This window comes from Agathobaculum sp. Marseille-P7918 (genome assembly GCF_900625105.1).
In the GTDB taxonomy this organism is placed as follows: domain Bacteria; phylum Bacillota; class Clostridia; order Oscillospirales; family Butyricicoccaceae; genus Agathobaculum.
Genome location: NZ_UYYD01000004.1, coordinates 71,957 through 89,371, shown reverse-complemented (window position 1 = coordinate 89,371; position 17,415 = coordinate 71,957). Strand labels below are relative to the sequence as shown.

The following is a 17,415-nucleotide window of genomic DNA, read 5'->3' as shown; positions in this document are numbered from 1 at the left end:
TCCTTTTTGTTCAAAATCATATACGCTTTATATCATACCACAACATGCCTGCTTTTTCGAGTCACAAATTCGGCAAATTTTTCTCGGGATTCGCTGGAAAACTGTGCAGAACATTGTTATAATAATGTCACTGTGTAAACTTTACAGGGGAGGAAATGCTATGTTATCCGATATTGAAATCGCACAGGGCTGCCAGATGCGCCCGATCACCGAAGTTGCCGCATCTGCCGGTCTGGATGCGGAAGATCTGGAATTATACGGGAAATATAAGGCAAAGCTGTCCGCCGACGTCTGGAAAAAGACGGCGGACCGTCCGGACGGTAAACTAGTGCTCGTCACCGCCATCAACCCCACCCCCGCGGGCGAGGGCAAAACCACCACGACCGTCGGTCTGGGTCAGGCGATGGCAAAGCTCGGCAAAAAGGCCATGATCGCGCTGCGCGAACCCTCGCTCGGCCCGGTATTCGGCATCAAGGGCGGCGCGGCCGGCGGCGGCTATGCGCAGGTCGTGCCGATGGAGGACATCAACCTGCATTTCACCGGCGACATGCACGCCATCACCGCGGCCAACAACCTGCTGTGCGCCATGCTGGACAACCACATGCAGCAGGGCAACGCGCTGGGCATCGACCCGCGCCGCATCACCTTCACCCGCGTCATGGACATGAATGACCGCGCGCTGCGCAACATCACCATCGGTCTGGGCGGCAAGGTCAACGGCGTGCCGCGTGAGGACCACTTCATGATCACGGTCGCCTCCGAAGTCATGGCGATCCTGTGCCTGGCTTCCGATCTGGAAGATCTGAAAAAGCGCTTCGGCGACATTCTGGTCGCCTATTCCTATGCCGGCAAGCCGATCTATGCGCGCGACCTGCACGCGGAAGGCGCGATGGCGGCGCTGATGAAGGATGCCATCAAGCCCAACCTCATACAGACGCTCGAAGGCACGCCCGCGCTGATGCACGGCGGCCCGTTTGCCAACATCGCACACGGCTGCAACAGTGTGCAGGCTACCAAGCTGGCGCTCAAGCTGGCCGACATCGCCATCACCGAGGCGGGCTTCGGCGCGGACCTCGGCGCAGAGAAGTTCATGGACATCAAGTGCCGCAAGGCCGGCATCGCCCCTGACTGCATCGTCATCGTGGCGACCGTGCGCGCGCTCAAGTATAACGGCGGCGTACCCAAGACCGAACTGAACACGCCCAACATGGAAGCGCTCGAGCGCGGCATCTGCAATCTGGACGCGCATCTGGACAACATGAAGAAGTTCGGCGTGCCGACCGTGGTTGCGATCAACGCCTTCCCGACCGATACCGCCGAGGAAATGGATTTCATCCGCCAGCACTGCGCAGATCGCGGTGTGCGGGTTGCGCTCTCCGAAGTGTTCGCCAAGGGCGGCGAAGGCGGCAAGGCGCTGGCCGAGGAAGTTCTGGCCGTACTGGACGAAGGCAAGGCCGACTTCCACATGCTGTATGAGGACGAGCTCCCGCTCGAGGACAAGATCCGCAAGATCGCCAAGGAGATCTATGGTGCGCTGGGCGTCACCATCGCCCCGGCGGCCCACAAGGAACTGATGAACATCACCGAAATGGGCTACGGCAACCTGCCGGTCTGCGTTGCCAAGACCCAGTATTCGCTGTCCGACGACCCGGCGCTGCTCGGCCGTCCGACCGAATTCGTCGTCAACGTCCGCTCGGCGCGTTTGGCCGCGGGCGCGGGCTTTGTCGTTGTCGAGACCGGCGCGATCATGACCATGCCGGGCCTACCCAAGGTGCCGGCCGCCGAAAAGATCGACGTGGACAAGGATGGCAAGATCACCGGCCTGTTCTGATCCGAAAAGTCCAATCCATACGCAGAAGCCGCCCATTGGCGGCTTCTGCATTACATGAAAAAAATGGGGGCGCAATATGGAAATCAGCCTGATTCTGGCGGAACAGATCGTGCAGCTTTTTCTCATCCTGCTTATGGGCTACATCATCGTCAAGGCCAAGCTGCTGCGCACGGAGGACAGCCGCAGCATCTCGGTCGTCATGGTATATGTCGTGACGCCCTGCGTCATCATCAATGCCTTTCAGGTGGAGTATACCCCGCAGGTCATGGGCGGACTGCTCTATTCCTTTGTGTTTGCGGGGGCAGCGCACGCGCTGTTCCTGCTCGTTTCCCGCGTGCTTGCCCGCCCGCTTCGGCTGGACGTCATCGAACGCGCCGTGATCGTCTACACCAACGCCGGTATCCTTGTGATCCCGCTGGTCAACGCCCTGCTCGGGCCGGATTATGTGATCTATTCCTGTGCATTCATCGTCATCCAGCAGATCCTCATCTGGACGCACTGCCGCAGCCTGCTTTGCGGCGCCGGCAGCATGGAATGGAAAAAGATCCTGCTCAACGTCAACATCATCGCCATTGTCATCGGCTGCGCGCTGTTTGTGCTGCGCATTGAACTGCCCGACTTTGTCAACCAGACGCTGGACACCACCGGTTCCATGCTCGGCCCGCTGGGCATGCTGCTGGCCGGTATGGTCATCGCGGACGCACCGCTCCGCCAGCTGTTCACCGCGCCGCGCGGCTATCTGGCCGCGGCGCTGCGCCTGCTGTTCTGTCCCCTGCTGACCGTGCTGCTGTTCCGTGCCGTGGGCGCGGCCGGTCTGATCCCGGACGGCAAAAACATCCTGATGACCGTATTTCTCGCCTGTATCACGCCCGCCTGCGCGACTGTCACCTCGCTTGCGCAGCTGTACGACCGCGACGCGGCACATTCGAGCGCATTGTATGTGCTGTCCACCCTGCTGTCGATCGTTACCATGCCGCTGATGATCGGCGTGTATGACTGGCTGATCTGAGATTTGCCAAAGCGGTCGCTGCACAGTGGACAAGTTCGTCCGGTCTGGTGTATAATAGCCGTACGACGGTGATTTCCCGCTGTCGTACACCTTGCAAAAATCAACTGAAATGGGAGGTTGTTATCATGGAAAATCCCGAAAAGCTGCTGGATTTGCTCAGCCAGGATGCACGCCTGACCCCTGCCCAGCTTGCCGCCATGACCGGCGCGAGCGAAGCAGAGGTTGTCGAAGCCATCCGTGCTTTTGAAAAGAATTCTACGATCCTGGGTTATAAAACCGTTGTGGACTGGGACAAAACCGCCAAAGAGAGCGTCACTGCGCTCATCGAGGTCAAGATCACCCCGCAGAAGGGCATGGGCTTTGACGAAATCGCCCGCCAGATCTATTCGCACCATCAGGTGGAAAGCGTCTATCTGATGAGCGGCGGCTTTGACCTGACGGTCATCATCAAGGACCGCTCGATGCGCGAGGTTGCGCGCTTTGTCTCCGAGCAGCTCGCCCCGATGGAGAATGTCCTTTCCACCGGCACGCACTTCATTCTGAAAAAATACAAGGATTACGGCGTGGAATTTGACCCCTCCGATAACGATAAAAGAGAGGTCATGATATCATGGTAGATTACGAACAGCTCCTGTCCAACCGAGTGAAAGAGGTCAAGCCGTCGGGCATCCGCAAATTCTTTGATGTGGTTGCAACCATGCCCGATGCGATCTCACTCGGTGTGGGCGAGCCGGACTTTGAAACCCCGTGGCAGATCCGCCGCGCAGGCATCCAGTCGCTGGAGAAAGGCCAGACCTTCTACACCTCCAACTGGGGCCTTGCCGAGCTTCGCCGCCAGATCGCGGCGCTGACCCGGCGCAAATATCAGATCTGCTACGATGCGGACAAAGAGATTCTGGTTACCGTGGGCGGTTCGGAAGCCATTGACAACGCCATCCGTGCGCTGGTCAACCCCGGCGAAGAGGTGCTGATCCCCGAGCCTAGTTTTGTCTGCTACACGCCGCTGACCCAGATGGCGGGCGGCGTGCCGGTCCCGCTGCCGACGCGCGTGGAAGATCAGTTCAAGCTGACCGCGGACGCGCTGCGCGCCGCGATCACGCCGCGCACCAAGCTGCTCATCCTGCCCTACCCCAACAACCCGACCGGCGCGATCATGACGCGGGACGAGTTGGAGGCGATCGCCGCTGTGCTGCGCGACACCAACATCGTGGTGCTGTCGGACGAGATCTATTGCAGCCTGACCTACGGCAAGGAGCCGCACGTCTGTTTTGCCGAACTGCCCGGCATGCAGGAGCGCACGATCGTCGTGGACGGCTTCTCCAAGTCCTATGCGATGACCGGCTGGCGTCTCGGCTGGGCGATGGGCCCGAAGGAGCTGATGCGCCACATCTGCAAGGTGCACCAGTTCGGCATCATGTCCGCACCGACCACCGCGCAGTTCGCGGGCATCGAAGCGATCCGCTCGGGCGAGGACGATATCGAACGCATGCGCACCCAGTATGACATCCGCCGCCGCTTCCTGCTCGGCGAGCTGCGCTCGATGGGGCTGGAATGCTTCGAGCCTCAGGGCGCGTTCTATATGTTCCCGTCGATCACCTCGACCGGTCTGTCCTGCGAAGAGTTCTGCGAGCGGCTGCTGCGCGAGCAGAAGGTCGCGGTCATCCCCGGCAACGCCTTCGGCGCAAGCGGCGAGGGACATGTGCGCATTTCCTATTCCTACTCCATGAACCATCTGCGTGAAGCCTGCTTCCGCATGCGCAAGTTCCTGCAAAGCCTGTAAAGATAGCAAAACAGCCTGTTCCGTTGGGAACAGGCTGTTTTTTATGCCGTTTTCGCGTTAGAATACGCAGTACTGCGCCATGTAGGCGTCCATCAACGGCAGCAGATCGGCGTATTCCGCCTTGTCCGCCAGATACTCGCGGATATCCTGCACCGTGACAAGCGCGTGCACCTGGATGCCGAACTCTTCGCCGACTTCCATGACCGCGGTCTTGCCCGGGGTCGTGCCGACCTCGCAGCGGTTGACCGAGATGAACATATCGGTCACCTTGACATCCGCGCAGCCCTTGAGCACCGGCATGGTCTCGCGGATCGCGGTGCCCGCGGTGATGACATCCTCGATGATGATAACGCGGTCGCCGTCCTTAGGCTTGTAGCCGACGATGTTACCGCCTTCGCCGTGATCCTTGGCTTCCTTGCGATTGAAGAAGAACGGCTTGTCGATGCCGTAATTGCGCGCGAGCGCGCCGGACACCGAGGTCGCCAGCGGGATGCCCTTGTACGCCGGGCCAAACATCGCGTCAAAATTGTCGCCGATGGTCTCCTTGACCAGCGCGGCATAGAACTCGCCCAGACGGGAGTTCTGCAAGCCGGTCTTATAGTTGCCGGTGTTGACAAAGTACGGGGTCTTGCGGCCGGACTTGGTCGTAAAATCGCCGAAGCGCAGCACGTCCGCGCTCATCATAAACTCGATAAATTCCTTTTTCGCTGCTGTCAGCATAACGCGTTCCACCTTTATTCTCATTTGTAATCAGTATACCAGATTTCTCCGGCGGAAACAAGCCGCCGCCGGCAGTTAAAAAGCCCAAAGCAATCGCTTTGGGCTTTTTGATTTGCCTTATCGGAGAACCGCACCCTGATCAGCCGAGGTGACCAGCCGCGAATAGCGGTACAGCCAGCCCGACTTGATGTTGGGTTCGCGCGGCACGAACTTGGCACGGCGTGCCTCCATCTCCTCGTCGGAGATCAGGACATTCACCTTGCTGTTCGGGATGTCGATGGCGATGCGGTCGCCTTCCTGGATCAGCGCGATCTCGCCGCCCGCCGCAGCTTCGGGCGAAACGTGACCGATCGACGCGCCGCGGGACGCGCCGGAGAAGCGGCCGTCCGTGATGAGCGCGCAGTCCTTATCGAGCTGCATGCCCGCCAGCGCGGAGGTCGGGTTGAGCATCTCACGCATGCCGGGGCCGCCCTTCGGGCCTTCGTAGCGGATGACCACGACGTCGCCCTTGTGGATCTCGCCCGCATAAATGGCCTTGATCGCGTCGTCCTCGGAATCGAACACGCGCGCCGGACCTTCGTGCACCATCATCTCAGGCGCAACCGCCGAGCGCTTGACCACACAACCGTTCTTGGCGATATTGCCCCACAGCACTGCGATGCCGCCGGTCTCGGAATACGGATTCTCGAGCGGACGGACGACTTCGGGGTTCTTGTTGACCACACCCTCGAGGTTTTCGCCGACCGTCTTGCCGGTCGCGGTGATAAGCGACAGGTCGAGCAGATCGCGCTTGGTGAGCTCCTTCATGATGGCCGGCACACCGCCCGCCATGTACAGCTCCTCGATGTGATGCGGGCCGGCCGGCGCAAGATGGCAGATATTCGGCACCTTGGCGGACAGCTCGTTGAGCATGTTCAGATCAAGCGGCACGCCCGCCTCGTTTGCCAGCGCCAGCAGGTGCAGCACCGAGTTGGTCGAGCAGCCGATCGCCATTTCGCAGGTCAGCGCGTTGCGGAACGCCGCCGGCGTCAGGATGTCGCGCGGCTTGATGCCGCGGCGCAGCAGCTCCATGATCTGCATACCCGCGTGCTTGGCCAGATGGATACGCGCGGCGTGAACGGCCGGGATCGTGCCGTTGCCGGGCAGCGCCATGCCGATCGCCTCGGACAGGCAGTTCATCGAGTTTGCCGTGTACATACCCGAGCACGAACCGCAGCCCGGGCACGAGCCGCACTCGCATTCCTCAAGCTTGGCGTCGTCGATCAGGCCGGCCTTGTAGGCGCCGACCGTCTCAAACGTCTTGGACAGCGAAATCTCCTGTCCGTCATAGTGGCCGGCCAGCATCGGGCCGCCGGAAACGATGATGGACGGGATATTCAGGCGCGCGGCTGCCATGAGCATGCCGGGCACGATCTTGTCGCAGTTCGGAATGAGCACGAGCGCGTCAAACTGATGCGCCTGCGCCAGCGTCTCCACGCTGTCCGCGATCAGCTCGCGGCTGGGCAGCGAGTATTTCATGCCGATGTGGCCCATCGCGATGCCGTCGCACACGCCGATGGCCGGAACCAGAACCGGCGTGCCGCCTGCGATGCGCACGCCTGCCTTGGCAGCGTCCGCGATCTTATCCAGGTTGATGTGGCCGGGAATGATTTCGCTGTATGCGGAAACCACGCCGATGATCGGCTTTTTCATTTCTTCGTCAGTCAAACCGCAGGCACGCAGCAGCGAACGGTTGGGCATACGCTCTGCACCCGCAGTGATGTTGTCACTTCTTTTGGACACGGGGATTCCCTCCTTTGTGCGAAACAGGCGGGCGGAAACCCGCCCGCCTGTGCGCATGTTTCTTTTCACGCGCCACCGGCGCGCATTTCACAGAAAAACAATGCTCGCATTGCTTTTCGTAAAAAGTCAGGACATGTGCCTGACTTTTTACACCCCGATTTAGCCGCCTTGGGCGGCGTCGTTCGGGTATCGAAAAGCGGTTTCCTTGGGAACCGCTTTTCGTATATAGGGGGCTTATGAAGCCTCCTATACGGTTTTTACTTCTTCAGCCAGCTCATCATGCCGCGCAGCTTCTTGCCGGTCTCCTCGAGCTGGGTATCAGCCTCGAGTGCACGGGTAGCCAGGAACTTCGCACGGCCGCCGGCCTTGTTCTCCTGGATCCACTCGGAAGCAAAGGTGCCGTCCTGGATCTCGCGCAGGATCTTCTTCATTTCCTTGCGGGTCTCCTCGGTGATGATGCGCTTGCCGGTGCGGTAATCGCCGTACTCCGCGGTGTCGGAGATGGAGTAACGCATCTTGGCAAAGCCGCCCTCGTTGATCAGGTCAACGATCAGCTTCATCTCATGTACGCACTCGAAGTAAGCGTTCTCCGGTGCATAGCCAGCCTCAACCAGCGTCTCAAAGCCAGCCTTCATCAGCTCGCAAACGCCGCCGCACAGAACAGCCTGCTCGCCGAACAGGTCGGTCTCGGTCTCGGTCTTGAAGGTGGACTCCAGGATACCCGCACGGCCGCCGCCGATACCGCAAGCGTAAGCCAGTGCGATATCCATTGCCTTGCCGGTTGCATCCTGATATACGCAAGCCAGATCCGGAACACCCTGGCCCTCGGTGTAGGTACGACGAACGATGTGGCCCGGGCCCTTCGGCGCAACCATGATAACGTCAACATCCTTCGGCGGGATGATCTGCTTGAAATGGATGTTGAAGCCATGCGCGAATGCAAGGCAGTTGCCCGGCTTCAGGTGCGCTTCGATGGACTCCTTGTAGATGTCCGCCTGCTTCTCATCCGGTACCAGCATCATAACGATGTCGCCTGCTTCTGCAGCTTCAGCCGGGGTCATAACGGTCAGGCCGTAATCCTTGGCCTTGGCTTCATGCTTGGAGCCCGGACGCAGGCCAACGACAACATTGACACCCGAATCCTTCAGGTTCATCGCATGTGCATGGCCCTGAGAGCCAAAACCGATGATAGCAACGGTCTTGCCGTCGAGCAGGGACAGGTTGCAGTCCGAATCATAGTACATCTTTACCATTTTTAACTCCTCCTAAATATATGTAGGTTTAATTAGGAAAACAAATTGAATACGCCGCCGTTATTTCTCAATCGCGGTGACGCCCGAACGGCTCATCTCCAGCACTTCAAAGTTGGAGATGACGTCCAGAAATGCATCGATGCGGCTGGGCACCTCGGACAGTTCGACAATCATCGACTGTTCGGTGGATTCCACGATGTGCGCATCATACAGCTCGCACAGCTGACGGATCGCGTCGCGCTCGCTGCCGCTTTCGGCGCGGAGCTTGACAAAAACCAGTTCGCTGCAGCAGGAGTCGTCTTCCTGCAAATGATCGACGCGCTGGACTTCTTCCAGCTTGAGCAGCTGCTTGATGATCTGCTCCAAGATGGGTTCGTCGCCCTGCACGATGATCGACATGCGGGAGATCTTGGGATCGGTGGTCGCCGACACGGTCAGCGAATCGATGTTGTAGCCGCGGCGGCCGAACAGGCTGGACACGCGCGCCAGAACGCCCGCGTTATTCTGTACGGTCACGGAAAGGATATATTTTTCCATTGTCTCTTCTCCTTTCTCAGTCCGCCACGATATCGTCCACCGTACCGCCCGCCGGAATCATGGGCAGCACGCGTTCGTCCTTGTCAATGCGGCAATCGATCAGCACCGGGCCGGTGCGCTGCAGCGCATCCGCCAGTGCCGCACGCAGCTCCGCGATATTGGTCACGCGGAAACCGCGGCCGCCGAAGGCTTCGGCAAGCTTGATGTAATCGGTCTTGCGATACAGATTGGTCTGGGAATAGCGTTTTTCGTAGAACATGGTCTGCCACTGACGCACATTGCCCAGCACGTTGTTGTTCATAATGATCGTGATGATCGGCAGATGGTAGGTAACCGAAGTGCACAGCTCGTTGAGGTTCATGTGGAACGAGCCGTCGCCGGTGATGTGAACCACGGTTTTATCCGGGAACGCAATCTGCGCGCCCATCGCCGCACCATAGCCAAAGCCCATCGTGCCCAGACCGCCGGACGTCAGGAAATGACGCACCTTGGTGCAGCGGTTGTACTGCGCGGACCACAGCTGATGCTGACCGACGTCGGTTGCGACGATCGCGTCGTCCCCGATCATATCGTACAGTGTGCGAATCAACTGATGCGGATGGATGACGCTGTCGTCGTCCTTGGGCACATAGTCGAGCGTTCTCTGCCACTCGGAGATTTGTGCGCGCCACGCATCGTGCTTTGCTTCCTTGACGTACGGCAGCAGAGATTCGAGGAAGTTCTCCGCATCGCTGACCACCGCATAATCCACACCGATGTTCTTGTTGATCTCGGCCGCGTCGATATCGATATGTACGATCTTTGCGTGCGGGGCAAAGCGGCGGGTGTTGGTTGCCACACGGTCGGAGAAACGCGCGCCGATACAAATCAGCAGGTCGCTCCGCTCAACCGCCCAGTCCGCCGAAACCGTGCCGTGCATACCGATCAGTCCCAGGCTCAGCGGCTCGGTGTCCGGAATGCAGCCGATCGCCATCATGGTGTGTGCGGAAGGGATATCCGCCCGGCGCATCAGCTCGAGCAGCGCTGCACCGGCGTTCGCCGTCTCCACGCCGCCGCCGTAGTAAATGACCGGACGTTCGGACTGCGCGATCATCCCGGCAACCGTCTCCAGTTGCTCGGGGGTCACGTTGTAGGTCTCATGCACTTCGACCTTGGGGGCCGGAATATATTCACACTCGGCGCTTGTAACATCCTTCGGGATATCGATCAGCACCGGGCCGGGTCGACCGGACGCGGCAATGCGGAACGCGCTGCGGATGGTATCCGCCAACTCCTCCACATGCCGTACGACGAAATTGTGCTTGGTGATCGGCATGGTGATACCGGCGATGTATACCTCCTGAAAGGAATCTCGCCCGATCAGGCTGGTGCCGACGTTGCCGGTAATGGCAACCATCGGAATGGAGTCCATATATGCCGTTGCGATGCCCGTGACCAGATTGGTCGCGCCCGGGCCGCTTGTTGCCAGGCACACGCCAACCTTGCCGGTTGCGCGGGCATAGCCATCCGCCGCGTGGGCTGCGCCCTGTTCATGGGCAGTTAAAATATGTCGAATGCGGTCGCTGTTTTTGTAAAGCGCATCATAGATATTGAGGACCGCGCCGCCCGGATAGCCGAAAATCGTATCGACACCCTGTTCTACCAGCACATCCACCAAAATCTCAGAGCCGTTCTTTACCATGCGAATCCGCCTCCTTTCTTCAAAATCTATAAAATAAAAAAGCCTTCGCCTCTCCAAAGAGACAAAGACTATTCCTCTGCGGTACCACTCTTCTTGCCGCGCACGCAAACCCATGCTGCGACCACTCAACCCGATCTTTAACGCAGATCACACGGAACACCTTACACGGGGCCCTGTTTCATCCCTTTTCAGACATTCGGCTCACGGAGGACTTTCGCACTTTCCTTTCTCCACCGCCTCGCACCACCCGGCGGCTCTCTCTTGCGGATTCCAGACGCTACTTTTCCGGTCATCGCCAACTTGCGTTGTTCAAAATGTAATTCATATTATAGAACGGCCTGACGCGATTGTCAACAACTTTTTCGTATTTTACTTTGTTAAATTCCTGCACAGGTATAAACTGCTGTTTTTGTGCCATACTACCGGTAAATTCTGATAGAAGAGAGGCTCAAACATGGCCGTTCCCCTGCTGCGCACCCTGATTTTATATTTCGCGGTCATCCTGGCCGTCCGGCTGATGGGCAAACGCCAGATCGGCGAGCTTGATCCGTCCGAGCTGGTGATCACCATTCTGGTTTCCGATCTGGCTGCGGTTCCGATGCAGGATCTGGGCATCCCGATCTTTGCAGGGCTGGTGCCGATTGCCACGCTGATCGTTTTGGAGATCCTGCTCAGCTGGGTCGCGCTCAAAAGCCGTGCGTTCCGGCGGCTGCTCAACGGCCAGCCGGCCATCATCATCCGCGGCGGCCGGCTGGATATCCCCAAGCTGCGCGAAATGCGTCTGACCACCGACGAGATCATCGAAACGCTGCGCAAGCAAAACGTTTCCTCAGTATCCGACGTCAAATACGGCGTGATTGAACCGGACGGCACGCTGTCGGTCATCCTCAAACAGCCGCAGCAGCCGATCACGGCGGAAATGCTGGGCATCACGCCCAAAGACACCGGCCTGCCGCTGGTGGTCGTGTCGGACGGCAAGCTGGTGCGCCGCTCGCTCCGCCTGCTGCATCTTGACCCCAAGGACATCGAAAACCGTCTGAAAAACCAGAGCATCGCGCTGTCCGACGTGTTCCTGATGACGCTCGACGACTGCGGCAACAGCTTTATCCAGAGAAAGGAGCGCCACTGATATGCGGCGGCTATACGTTGCGCTCGTGCTGCTGGCGCTGCTTATTTTCGGCAGCTGGTGGAGCCTGCACACCGTTGAGCAAACGGTCGGCGGCATTGTCAGCGAAATCCAGGCGGGCGATCTGGAGCAGGCCCACCAGCGTTGGGACCAAGCACAGCTTTTGCTTGGGTCGCTGCTGCTGCACGACGAGATCGATCAGGCAGACCGGTTGTTTGACCGCGTCCTCGCCGCGCACAAAACCCAAAACACCGAGGATTTCCTGCTCGACCGCACCGAGCTGATCGCCCAACTGAACCATCTGCCCGAACTGGAACGTCCCAGCCTGATCAACCTGTTATGATTCTCCAAAACCCATCCTGCAACTTTGTTGATTTTGATGTAGCTTTTCCTTTTGAATTATGATAGTATTAATTTGTAATTAGTATTTATTTTCATTATGACAAGAAAGGGAGCTGCACCATGAACAACGCCGCTTACAAAAAGCTCGATTACAGTCTTGCCCTGATCTCCACTGCGGCCGACGGAAAAAACTTCGGCTGCATCATCAATTCGCTCCATCAGGTTTCTTCTTCCCGCCCGCCGAAGTTCACGCTGTCGCTCAACAACGATTCGGCCACCGGTGCGGCGCTGAAGCAAAGCGGTGTTGCCGCCGTCACCCTGCTCGCGCAGGACGCCGATGAGAAGATCGTCAACGAATTCGGCTATAAATCCGGCCGCGCGATCGACAAATTCGCCTCCTTCCCGTTTGAAACGGATGCAAACGGCTGCCCGTTCCTGAAAGACGGCATGGTCTCCCGCCTGAGCCTGCGTGTGACCGAAACGGTCGCCATCGGCTCGTACACGCTGTTTATCTGCGATCTGACCGACGCCGAGGTGCTCGCCGACGGCGACTGCCTGACCGTCAAGGCACTTGAGAGCCGCGGCAAGGACGCGCCTCCCGCCGCGCCCGTTTATCACGAAGTCGGCCCGGACGCCGGCTGGAAGTGCACGGTCTGCGGCTATGTCCGTCTGGACGAAACCATCCCGGACGACTATGTCTGCCCGATCTGCCGCGCGCCGCGCAGCAAATTCGTCAAGCGCAGCGAAGCATAAGATTTTATAAGCGTGCAAAACCGCATCCCGCTGTCAAAACGGGATGCGGTTTTCTTGTCTTTTACCGCGCGCTGTGATATGATGAAGCAAAGGCAGGTGGAATACTATGAAAAGCATTAAACCTGGCCGCGGCCCCTCCATGATGGGCGGCTTCGGCTCGATTTTCGGTATCGTGTTCGGCATCTTCTGGACGGTGCTCGCCGCATCCATGACCAAAGGCTTGGGTCTCATCGGCATCATCTTCCCGCTGTTCGGCGTGCTGTTCGTCATCATCGGTATTTTTAACGCCGTTTACAATTTCAAAAACGCCACCGGGAAAAACCGGTATTCCTCGTTTGACATCACGGATGACCGCGAGGAACCCGACCCGCTCAACCAATATTTCGGCGACAAGCCGGAACACACACCGGATGCCGCGCCCACAGGCAGCAGCTTCTGCCCCTATTGCGGCGCACCGGTGCAAGATGATTTTGCCTTTTGCCGCAAATGCGGCAAAGCTTTGCCAAAGGAGTAACCCGCTATGAAAAAAGTCCTGTTCGTCAACGGCTGCATCCGCGGCGGCCAGTCCCGCACCCTGCGTCTGGCGCAGCGGCTGGTCAGCCGCATCCCGGATGCGGAAATCGAAGTGCTGCTGCTGCCTGCGCTGCATCTGACGCCTTACGACGCCAAGGATATCGCGGAACGCGACGCGCTGTCTGCTGCCGGTGCGTTCGGTGCGCCGTTCTTCGCGCTTGCCAACCAGTTCAAAACGGCGGACGCGGTCGTGCTCGCCTGCCCGTTCTGGGACATGAGCGTGCCGTCCATGGTGCGCAATTATCTGGAACGCCTGTGCGTCACCGGCCTGACCTTCCACTACGGCAGCGACAACTACCCCGTGGGCGATTGCCGCCTGACGCGCTTTGTCTATGTCACCACGCGCGGCGGCATTGTGGATAACCGCGATCCCGTGCTGGCCGACCACGCTTCCGCCTATCTGCTGTCCCTCTGCAAACTGCTGTCCGCCGGACGGTTTGACACACTTGCAGCCGAAGGGCTGGATATCGTCGGCAACGACGCTGAGGCACTGCTTCGCGCGGCAGAAAACCAGGCAGAAGAGATGGCGCAGCACTTCTGGGACTGATTATTTGCATGCAGATACAAAACTAGCCGGAGATCGAAAGATCTCCGGCTGTTGTTTTATGCTGTTTTCAGGGAGAGTGTCTCCTCCGTTCCGAAAATCGTGCGCAGATCGGCCAGTCCCTGTTTCAAGTTCTGATAACCGGTCTCCCCGATGATCGAGGTATCGCCGTTTTCGTAATCCTGCATGGTGCGCTTGATATCGAGCAGCCGGTAACAGCCCTCGTTCGACGCATCCGGATGCAGCATATACATCGGAATATACTCGCAGGCCGACACGGTCACTTCGCCGGTCTCGCCGTCCTTGGTCAGTTCCAGATTGACTGCTGCGGTCAGATTGGTATAGGGGTCGTGCTGATTGGAAATGAAGTTGCCCAGACAGTAGCACAAATATCCGGTCCGCCCGTCGGGCAGCTGCCGCAGTTCCATCGGCTGCGGCACATGCACATGACCGCCCAGCACGAGTGTCGCGCCGTTTTCAAACAGAAAATCCGCCAGCTCTCTCTGCTGGTCGCTCGGCGTCCGGCTGTATTCCTGTCCCCAATGCATAAACACCGCGATCGCATCCGCATCGGTCTGCTTGGCGCGCGCCAGATCTGCGGCAATGCGGTCATAATCCACCTGACTGCAATTGGTCAGATAGTCGGTCGTGTAAACGTTGACACTGTAAGGATGCTCACCCAGCGGCAGGCCGTTTGTGCCGTAGGTGTACCCCAGCATCGCCAGCCGAATGCCGCCCACATCCACCACCTTGACCGTGTCGTTTTCCTCCTGCGTGCGGTAAGTGCCGACGTGATCCATCCCAGCCTCGTCCAACACATCCAGCGTGCGCACCAGCCCGTCATGCCATGTATCCAGGCTGTGGTTGCCCACCGTGGAAAGCAGGTCGAACCCGACCGTCTTCAGATCGTGTGCCAGCTTGTCCGGCGCGCAGAACTGCGGATAGCCGGAATACGGCGGACCGTTAAACGTGGTTTCGAGACACGCAACCGCATAATCCGCCTGCTCGTAATACGGCCGCACCTGCTCAAACAGATAGGTAAAATCATGTTGGCCGGATGCGCTGTCGTATGCCTCGTTGATGATCGGCATATGAATCACCAGATCACCCGCCACGCACAGCGTTGCGACCGTATCCTGCACAGCCGGTTCGACTGGCTCGGCAATTTCCGGCGCGGGCGGCGGCGCAGCGGCCTGCGGCTCTTCCTGCTGCACGCCGAAAAACACCAATGCACCCGTTGCAGCGACCAAAACCAGTATGGACAACCATCCGATCCAGCGATTTGCCTGCTTCATGGTTCATTCCCCCTGAACCCGTTTGTTATTTCGGCAGCTTGCGCGAACCCTCAAACGAATCGGCATGCACCCAGAACACCTCGGCGACGCTCAGCGCCGGGTCGGTATAGCTCCAGCCGCCGCGGCCGGTCTGGTGCTGCATGATGATGTCAAAACCGCGCCGTTTTTCCTCGTTGTTCTGTGCAAACTGGATGTTGCCGTAGCCCACGACCGAAGAAAATGCATAGCTGTACCGGCAGGCCAGATCGCCCTCGCCGGTCAGACCCATTTCGGTATCCATCTCAAAGCACACGCGCGCATCCGCACGCAATGCGTCGATCTTTTTGCCCTTGAGGCCGCTGTGGAAATAAAGCGTCAACCCGTCCTCATCCCATGTATACCCGAAATTGAGCGGGATCACATACGGCGCACCGTCCGCGATCATCGCCAGCCGACAGGTTTTGCATGCCTGCAAAATCGGCTCGATATTCTCCCGTCCCGTGATTTCTCTGTCTTTTCTACGCATTGTTTTTCACCTCTGCACAAGCATATCACGTTTGATGGCAACAGGCAAGCAAAAGGGACGCAAAAGCGTCCCTTTCTTCCCTTATTGAAGTGAGCAGGCCCACAGCGCGGCAATCTGGTCGCTCAGCCGGTCATACGACCATGTTTTTTCACTGCGTTTGATGCTGTTCGGATCGCATACCTCATATTCTCCGTTCTCGGCGCACCCGGTCAGCACAATAAAATGCCCCTCAGTCGTAAAATCACCCGGCAGCATCGAACAGATGACCGGCTGTCCTGCGTCAAGCGCGGCGTCGATCTGCGTTTTATCCAGCGACAGCTGACGGCAGCTGATACCGAAGGCTGACGCGCCCTCGCTAAGCAGCGACCAGCTTGTCCCCTGCCCCGGTATGTAATACCCGTGTTCCGCCGCATACTGCGCTATGCGGCACGGCGTGACTGTGCGGTCCCCGGTCAAATAAGCCGCCGCCATGGACAGGCTGGTCGGCGCGCAGCCGCTGACCGCGATCATGCTGCCGCCGTAATCCTGATATCCCCATCGTTCGTCCCATTGCAGCAAAAGCGGCACGGTGTCGAGCGGTTCGCTCAGGCTTTCGGCCGGCGCATCCGCGTGATGCGCGGGATAATCCAGCACAAAGTCCAGCGTTTCACGGTTGCCCGCAAGCAGATCGAGCAGCGCCGGCGGATAATTCTCCGGATGCTGCAAAATTTCGTCCGCACGGCTGTCAGTCATCGACAGCCGGAAAATCGCCGCCGCTGTGCCGCTTTGGACATCCACGCCGTCCCGCTGCCAACGCAGGGCAGCAGCACCGCCGCACGCGGCACGCGGCACAAACAAAATCGCCGCGCCAAGCAAGAACAGCGCAAACAACAGCCGAAACGGATGCCGACGGCGCGCTCGGCGACGTGTATGCCGTCTGGCCGGGCGGGGCGCCGTCCGCGGTGCCGCAGTTTTCACCTGTACCGTCCTATAACGAGTCGTCATAACAATTTCCTTTCCCGACAGACCCTTCCGGGCCTGTCTCTGTCCATGTATCCAGTATATCCATATACTCTTTCGATTTCGCCAGGAAAATCCTTAAAATTTTCTGAAGGCCGTCACGACTGCAATCGCCAGTCTCTACTGATACAGAGTCAAAAATCCCCCGAATCGTTGCGGTTATGCCGCGTTTTTTCGGGGGAAATTTTTCTCCTCCTGCCTACCATACGATCGACCGCCCGTTTTTCTGACAGCAGTATCATTTATTTTTATCCATTACACGGAGCAGGAAAGGAAATTGTTCGGTTTTTCTCAGGTATTGTGATCGGAAACGTGGAACTTCTTCAGGTTGCCGATCTTCTGCGCGCGCACGTCCATCTCCTCGCAGACCTCTGCGAGCGTCACGCCGCATTCGTTCATCATGACCATCATGTGATAGAACACGTCGTTGATCTCACCAACCAGTTCGGTTTTATCGCCGTTTTTCGCAGCGATGATGGTTTCCGCGCACTCCTCGCCCACCTTTTTGAGGATCTTATCCAGACCCTTGTCAAACAGGTAGCAGGTATAGGAATTCTCCTGCGGTTCCGCGCGCCGCTGCGCGATGACCGCTTCCATCTGTTCAAACGAATTCATATCGTTTCTCCTTCTTTTTTACTATCTTATCGTCTGGTGACCAGCAGCACGACCGCTGCGATCACCACAA

At 58.5% G+C, this 17,415-nt stretch carries 18 protein-coding genes and 1 other annotated feature; of the genes, 9 read left to right on the top strand and 9 right to left on the bottom strand.

All coding sequences use genetic code 11. The features are described from left to right. The first annotated feature begins 160 nt into the window (after positions 1-160). The 4 genes from EJL02_RS07915 (at position 161) to EJL02_RS07900 (ending at position 4,620) form a co-directional block, all read left to right on the top strand. Entirely contained in the window at positions 161-1,831 is a 1,671-nt protein-coding gene (locus tag EJL02_RS07915) for a formate--tetrahydrofolate ligase (RefSeq protein ID WP_125115872.1), read from the top strand. 76 nt (positions 1,832-1,907) lie between these two features. Continuing rightward, complete coding sequence (locus tag EJL02_RS07910) at positions 1,908-2,840, top strand: AEC family transporter (protein WP_125115871.1); 933 nt, start codon at positions 1,908-1,910, stop codon at positions 2,838-2,840. A 125-nt stretch (positions 2,841-2,965) separates the two neighbouring features. After that, positions 2,966-3,457 (top strand): Lrp/AsnC family transcriptional regulator, encoded by a 492-nt coding sequence (locus EJL02_RS07905; RefSeq protein WP_125115870.1) that lies wholly within the window; start codon positions 2,966-2,968, stop codon positions 3,455-3,457. Continuing rightward, complete coding sequence (locus EJL02_RS07900) at positions 3,451-4,620, top strand: pyridoxal phosphate-dependent aminotransferase (RefSeq protein WP_206426957.1); 1,170 nt, start codon at positions 3,451-3,453, stop codon at positions 4,618-4,620. The genes EJL02_RS07905 and EJL02_RS07900 overlap by 7 nt, the downstream gene beginning before the upstream one ends. Positions 4,621-4,677: 57 nt before the next feature. Here the strand turns inward: EJL02_RS07900 and pyrE are convergent, their stop codons facing one another. The 5 genes from pyrE to ilvB form a co-directional block, all read right to left on the bottom strand. Then, on the bottom strand, positions 4,678-5,340 hold the full coding sequence (pyrE, locus tag EJL02_RS07895; protein ID WP_125115868.1) for an orotate phosphoribosyltransferase: 663 nt from the start codon (positions 5,338-5,340) through the stop codon (positions 4,678-4,680). Between the two features lie 117 nt (positions 5,341-5,457). Beyond that, complete coding sequence (gene ilvD / locus EJL02_RS07890) at positions 5,458-7,080, bottom strand: dihydroxy-acid dehydratase (protein ID WP_243114436.1); 1,623 nt, start codon at positions 7,078-7,080, stop codon at positions 5,458-5,460. A 299-nt stretch (positions 7,081-7,379) separates the two neighbouring features. Beyond that, complete coding sequence (gene ilvC, locus EJL02_RS07885; RefSeq protein WP_125115867.1) at positions 7,380-8,375, bottom strand: ketol-acid reductoisomerase; 996 nt, start codon at positions 8,373-8,375, stop codon at positions 7,380-7,382. A gap of 60 nt (positions 8,376-8,435) precedes the next feature. After that, entirely contained in the window at positions 8,436-8,912 is a 477-nt protein-coding gene (ilvN, locus tag EJL02_RS07880; protein ID WP_125115866.1) for an acetolactate synthase small subunit, read from the bottom strand. Between the two features lie 16 nt (positions 8,913-8,928). After that, positions 8,929-10,593, bottom strand: a complete 1,665-nt coding sequence (gene ilvB, locus EJL02_RS07875) for a biosynthetic-type acetolactate synthase large subunit (protein WP_125115865.1) — start codon at positions 10,591-10,593, stop codon at positions 8,929-8,931. A gap of 54 nt (positions 10,594-10,647) precedes the next feature. Next, positions 10,648-10,895 (bottom strand) — a binding site (T-box leader). A 152-nt stretch (positions 10,896-11,047) separates the two neighbouring features. Here ilvB and EJL02_RS07870 point away from each other — a divergent pair. From EJL02_RS07870 to EJL02_RS07850, 5 genes are all read left to right on the top strand, one after another. Then, the gene (locus tag EJL02_RS07870) at positions 11,048-11,722 is read left to right on the top strand and encodes a DUF421 domain-containing protein (protein ID WP_125115864.1); all 675 of its coding nucleotides are present in this window, start codon (positions 11,048-11,050) and stop codon (positions 11,720-11,722) included. Position 11,723: 1 nt separating this feature from the next. Beyond that, positions 11,724-12,062: a DUF4363 family protein gene (locus EJL02_RS07865; RefSeq protein ID WP_125115863.1), complete on the top strand. Its 339-nt coding sequence runs from the start codon at positions 11,724-11,726 to the stop codon at positions 12,060-12,062. A gap of 119 nt (positions 12,063-12,181) precedes the next feature. Then, positions 12,182-12,814, top strand: coding sequence for a flavin reductase (locus EJL02_RS07860; RefSeq protein WP_125115862.1), 633 nt, complete (start codon positions 12,182-12,184; stop codon positions 12,812-12,814). A gap of 106 nt (positions 12,815-12,920) precedes the next feature. Next, complete coding sequence (locus tag EJL02_RS07855) at positions 12,921-13,328, top strand: zinc-ribbon domain-containing protein (RefSeq protein WP_125115861.1); 408 nt, start codon at positions 12,921-12,923, stop codon at positions 13,326-13,328. A gap of 6 nt (positions 13,329-13,334) precedes the next feature. After that, the gene (locus EJL02_RS07850) at positions 13,335-13,934 is read left to right on the top strand and encodes an NAD(P)H-dependent oxidoreductase (RefSeq protein WP_125115860.1); all 600 of its coding nucleotides are present in this window, start codon (positions 13,335-13,337) and stop codon (positions 13,932-13,934) included. A 56-nt stretch (positions 13,935-13,990) separates the two neighbouring features. Here EJL02_RS07850 and EJL02_RS07845 read toward each other — a convergent pair whose 3' ends face one another. The 4 genes from EJL02_RS07845 to hisE all read right to left on the bottom strand — a co-directional run bounded on the left by EJL02_RS07845 (position 13,991) and on the right by hisE (position 17,345). Continuing rightward, complete coding sequence (locus tag EJL02_RS07845) at positions 13,991-15,226, bottom strand: CapA family protein (RefSeq protein WP_125115859.1); 1,236 nt, start codon at positions 15,224-15,226, stop codon at positions 13,991-13,993. Between the two features lie 25 nt (positions 15,227-15,251). Then, positions 15,252-15,731 (bottom strand): pyridoxamine 5'-phosphate oxidase family protein, encoded by a 480-nt coding sequence (locus EJL02_RS07840; RefSeq protein ID WP_125115858.1) that lies wholly within the window; start codon positions 15,729-15,731, stop codon positions 15,252-15,254. Positions 15,732-15,812: 81 nt separating this feature from the next. After that, positions 15,813-16,688 carry a C39 family peptidase gene (locus EJL02_RS07835; protein ID WP_243114428.1) on the bottom strand — a complete coding sequence of 292 codons (876 nt, stop codon included), beginning with the start codon at positions 16,686-16,688 and terminating at the stop codon, positions 15,813-15,815. 333 nt (positions 16,689-17,021) lie between these two features. Then, positions 17,022-17,345: a phosphoribosyl-ATP diphosphatase gene (gene hisE, locus EJL02_RS07830; RefSeq protein WP_125115857.1), complete on the bottom strand. Its 324-nt coding sequence runs from the start codon at positions 17,343-17,345 to the stop codon at positions 17,022-17,024. Positions 17,346-17,415 lie beyond the last annotated feature (70 nt).

Bases quoted from the DNA above. Each gene is read 5' to 3' on its own strand.
- EJL02_RS07845 (WP_125115859.1), bottom strand. From the start codon at position 15,226: ATGAAGCAGGCAAATCGCTGGATCGGATGGTTGTCCATACTGGTTTTG.
- EJL02_RS07865 (WP_125115863.1), top strand. From the start codon at position 11,724: ATGCGGCGGCTATACGTTGCGCTCGTGCTGCTGGCGCTGCTTATTTTC.
- ilvN (WP_125115866.1), bottom strand. From the start codon at position 8,912: ATGGAAAAATATATCCTTTCCGTGACCGTACAGAATAACGCGGGCGTT.
- hisE (WP_125115857.1), bottom strand. From the start codon at position 17,345: ATGAATTCGTTTGAACAGATGGAAGCGGTCATCGCGCAGCGGCGCGCG.
- EJL02_RS07910 (WP_125115871.1), top strand. From the start codon at position 1,908: ATGGAAATCAGCCTGATTCTGGCGGAACAGATCGTGCAGCTTTTTCTC.
- EJL02_RS07905 (WP_125115870.1), top strand. From the start codon at position 2,966: ATGGAAAATCCCGAAAAGCTGCTGGATTTGCTCAGCCAGGATGCACGC.
- ilvD (WP_243114436.1), bottom strand. From the start codon at position 7,080: ATGCCCAACCGTTCGCTGCTGCGTGCCTGCGGTTTGACTGACGAAGAA.
- EJL02_RS07860 (WP_125115862.1), top strand. From the start codon at position 12,182: ATGAACAACGCCGCTTACAAAAAGCTCGATTACAGTCTTGCCCTGATC.
- EJL02_RS07915 (WP_125115872.1), top strand. From the start codon at position 161: ATGTTATCCGATATTGAAATCGCACAGGGCTGCCAGATGCGCCCGATC.
- EJL02_RS07840 (WP_125115858.1), bottom strand. From the start codon at position 15,731: ATGCGTAGAAAAGACAGAGAAATCACGGGACGGGAGAATATCGAGCCG.
- EJL02_RS07870 (WP_125115864.1), top strand. From the start codon at position 11,048: ATGGCCGTTCCCCTGCTGCGCACCCTGATTTTATATTTCGCGGTCATC.
- EJL02_RS07900 (WP_206426957.1), top strand. From the start codon at position 3,451: ATGGTAGATTACGAACAGCTCCTGTCCAACCGAGTGAAAGAGGTCAAG.
- ilvC (WP_125115867.1), bottom strand. From the start codon at position 8,375: ATGGTAAAGATGTACTATGATTCGGACTGCAACCTGTCCCTGCTCGAC.
- pyrE (WP_125115868.1), bottom strand. From the start codon at position 5,340: ATGCTGACAGCAGCGAAAAAGGAATTTATCGAGTTTATGATGAGCGCG.
- ilvB (WP_125115865.1), bottom strand. From the start codon at position 10,593: ATGGTAAAGAACGGCTCTGAGATTTTGGTGGATGTGCTGGTAGAACAG.
- EJL02_RS07855 (WP_125115861.1), top strand. From the start codon at position 12,921: ATGAAAAGCATTAAACCTGGCCGCGGCCCCTCCATGATGGGCGGCTTC.
- EJL02_RS07850 (WP_125115860.1), top strand. From the start codon at position 13,335: ATGAAAAAAGTCCTGTTCGTCAACGGCTGCATCCGCGGCGGCCAGTCC.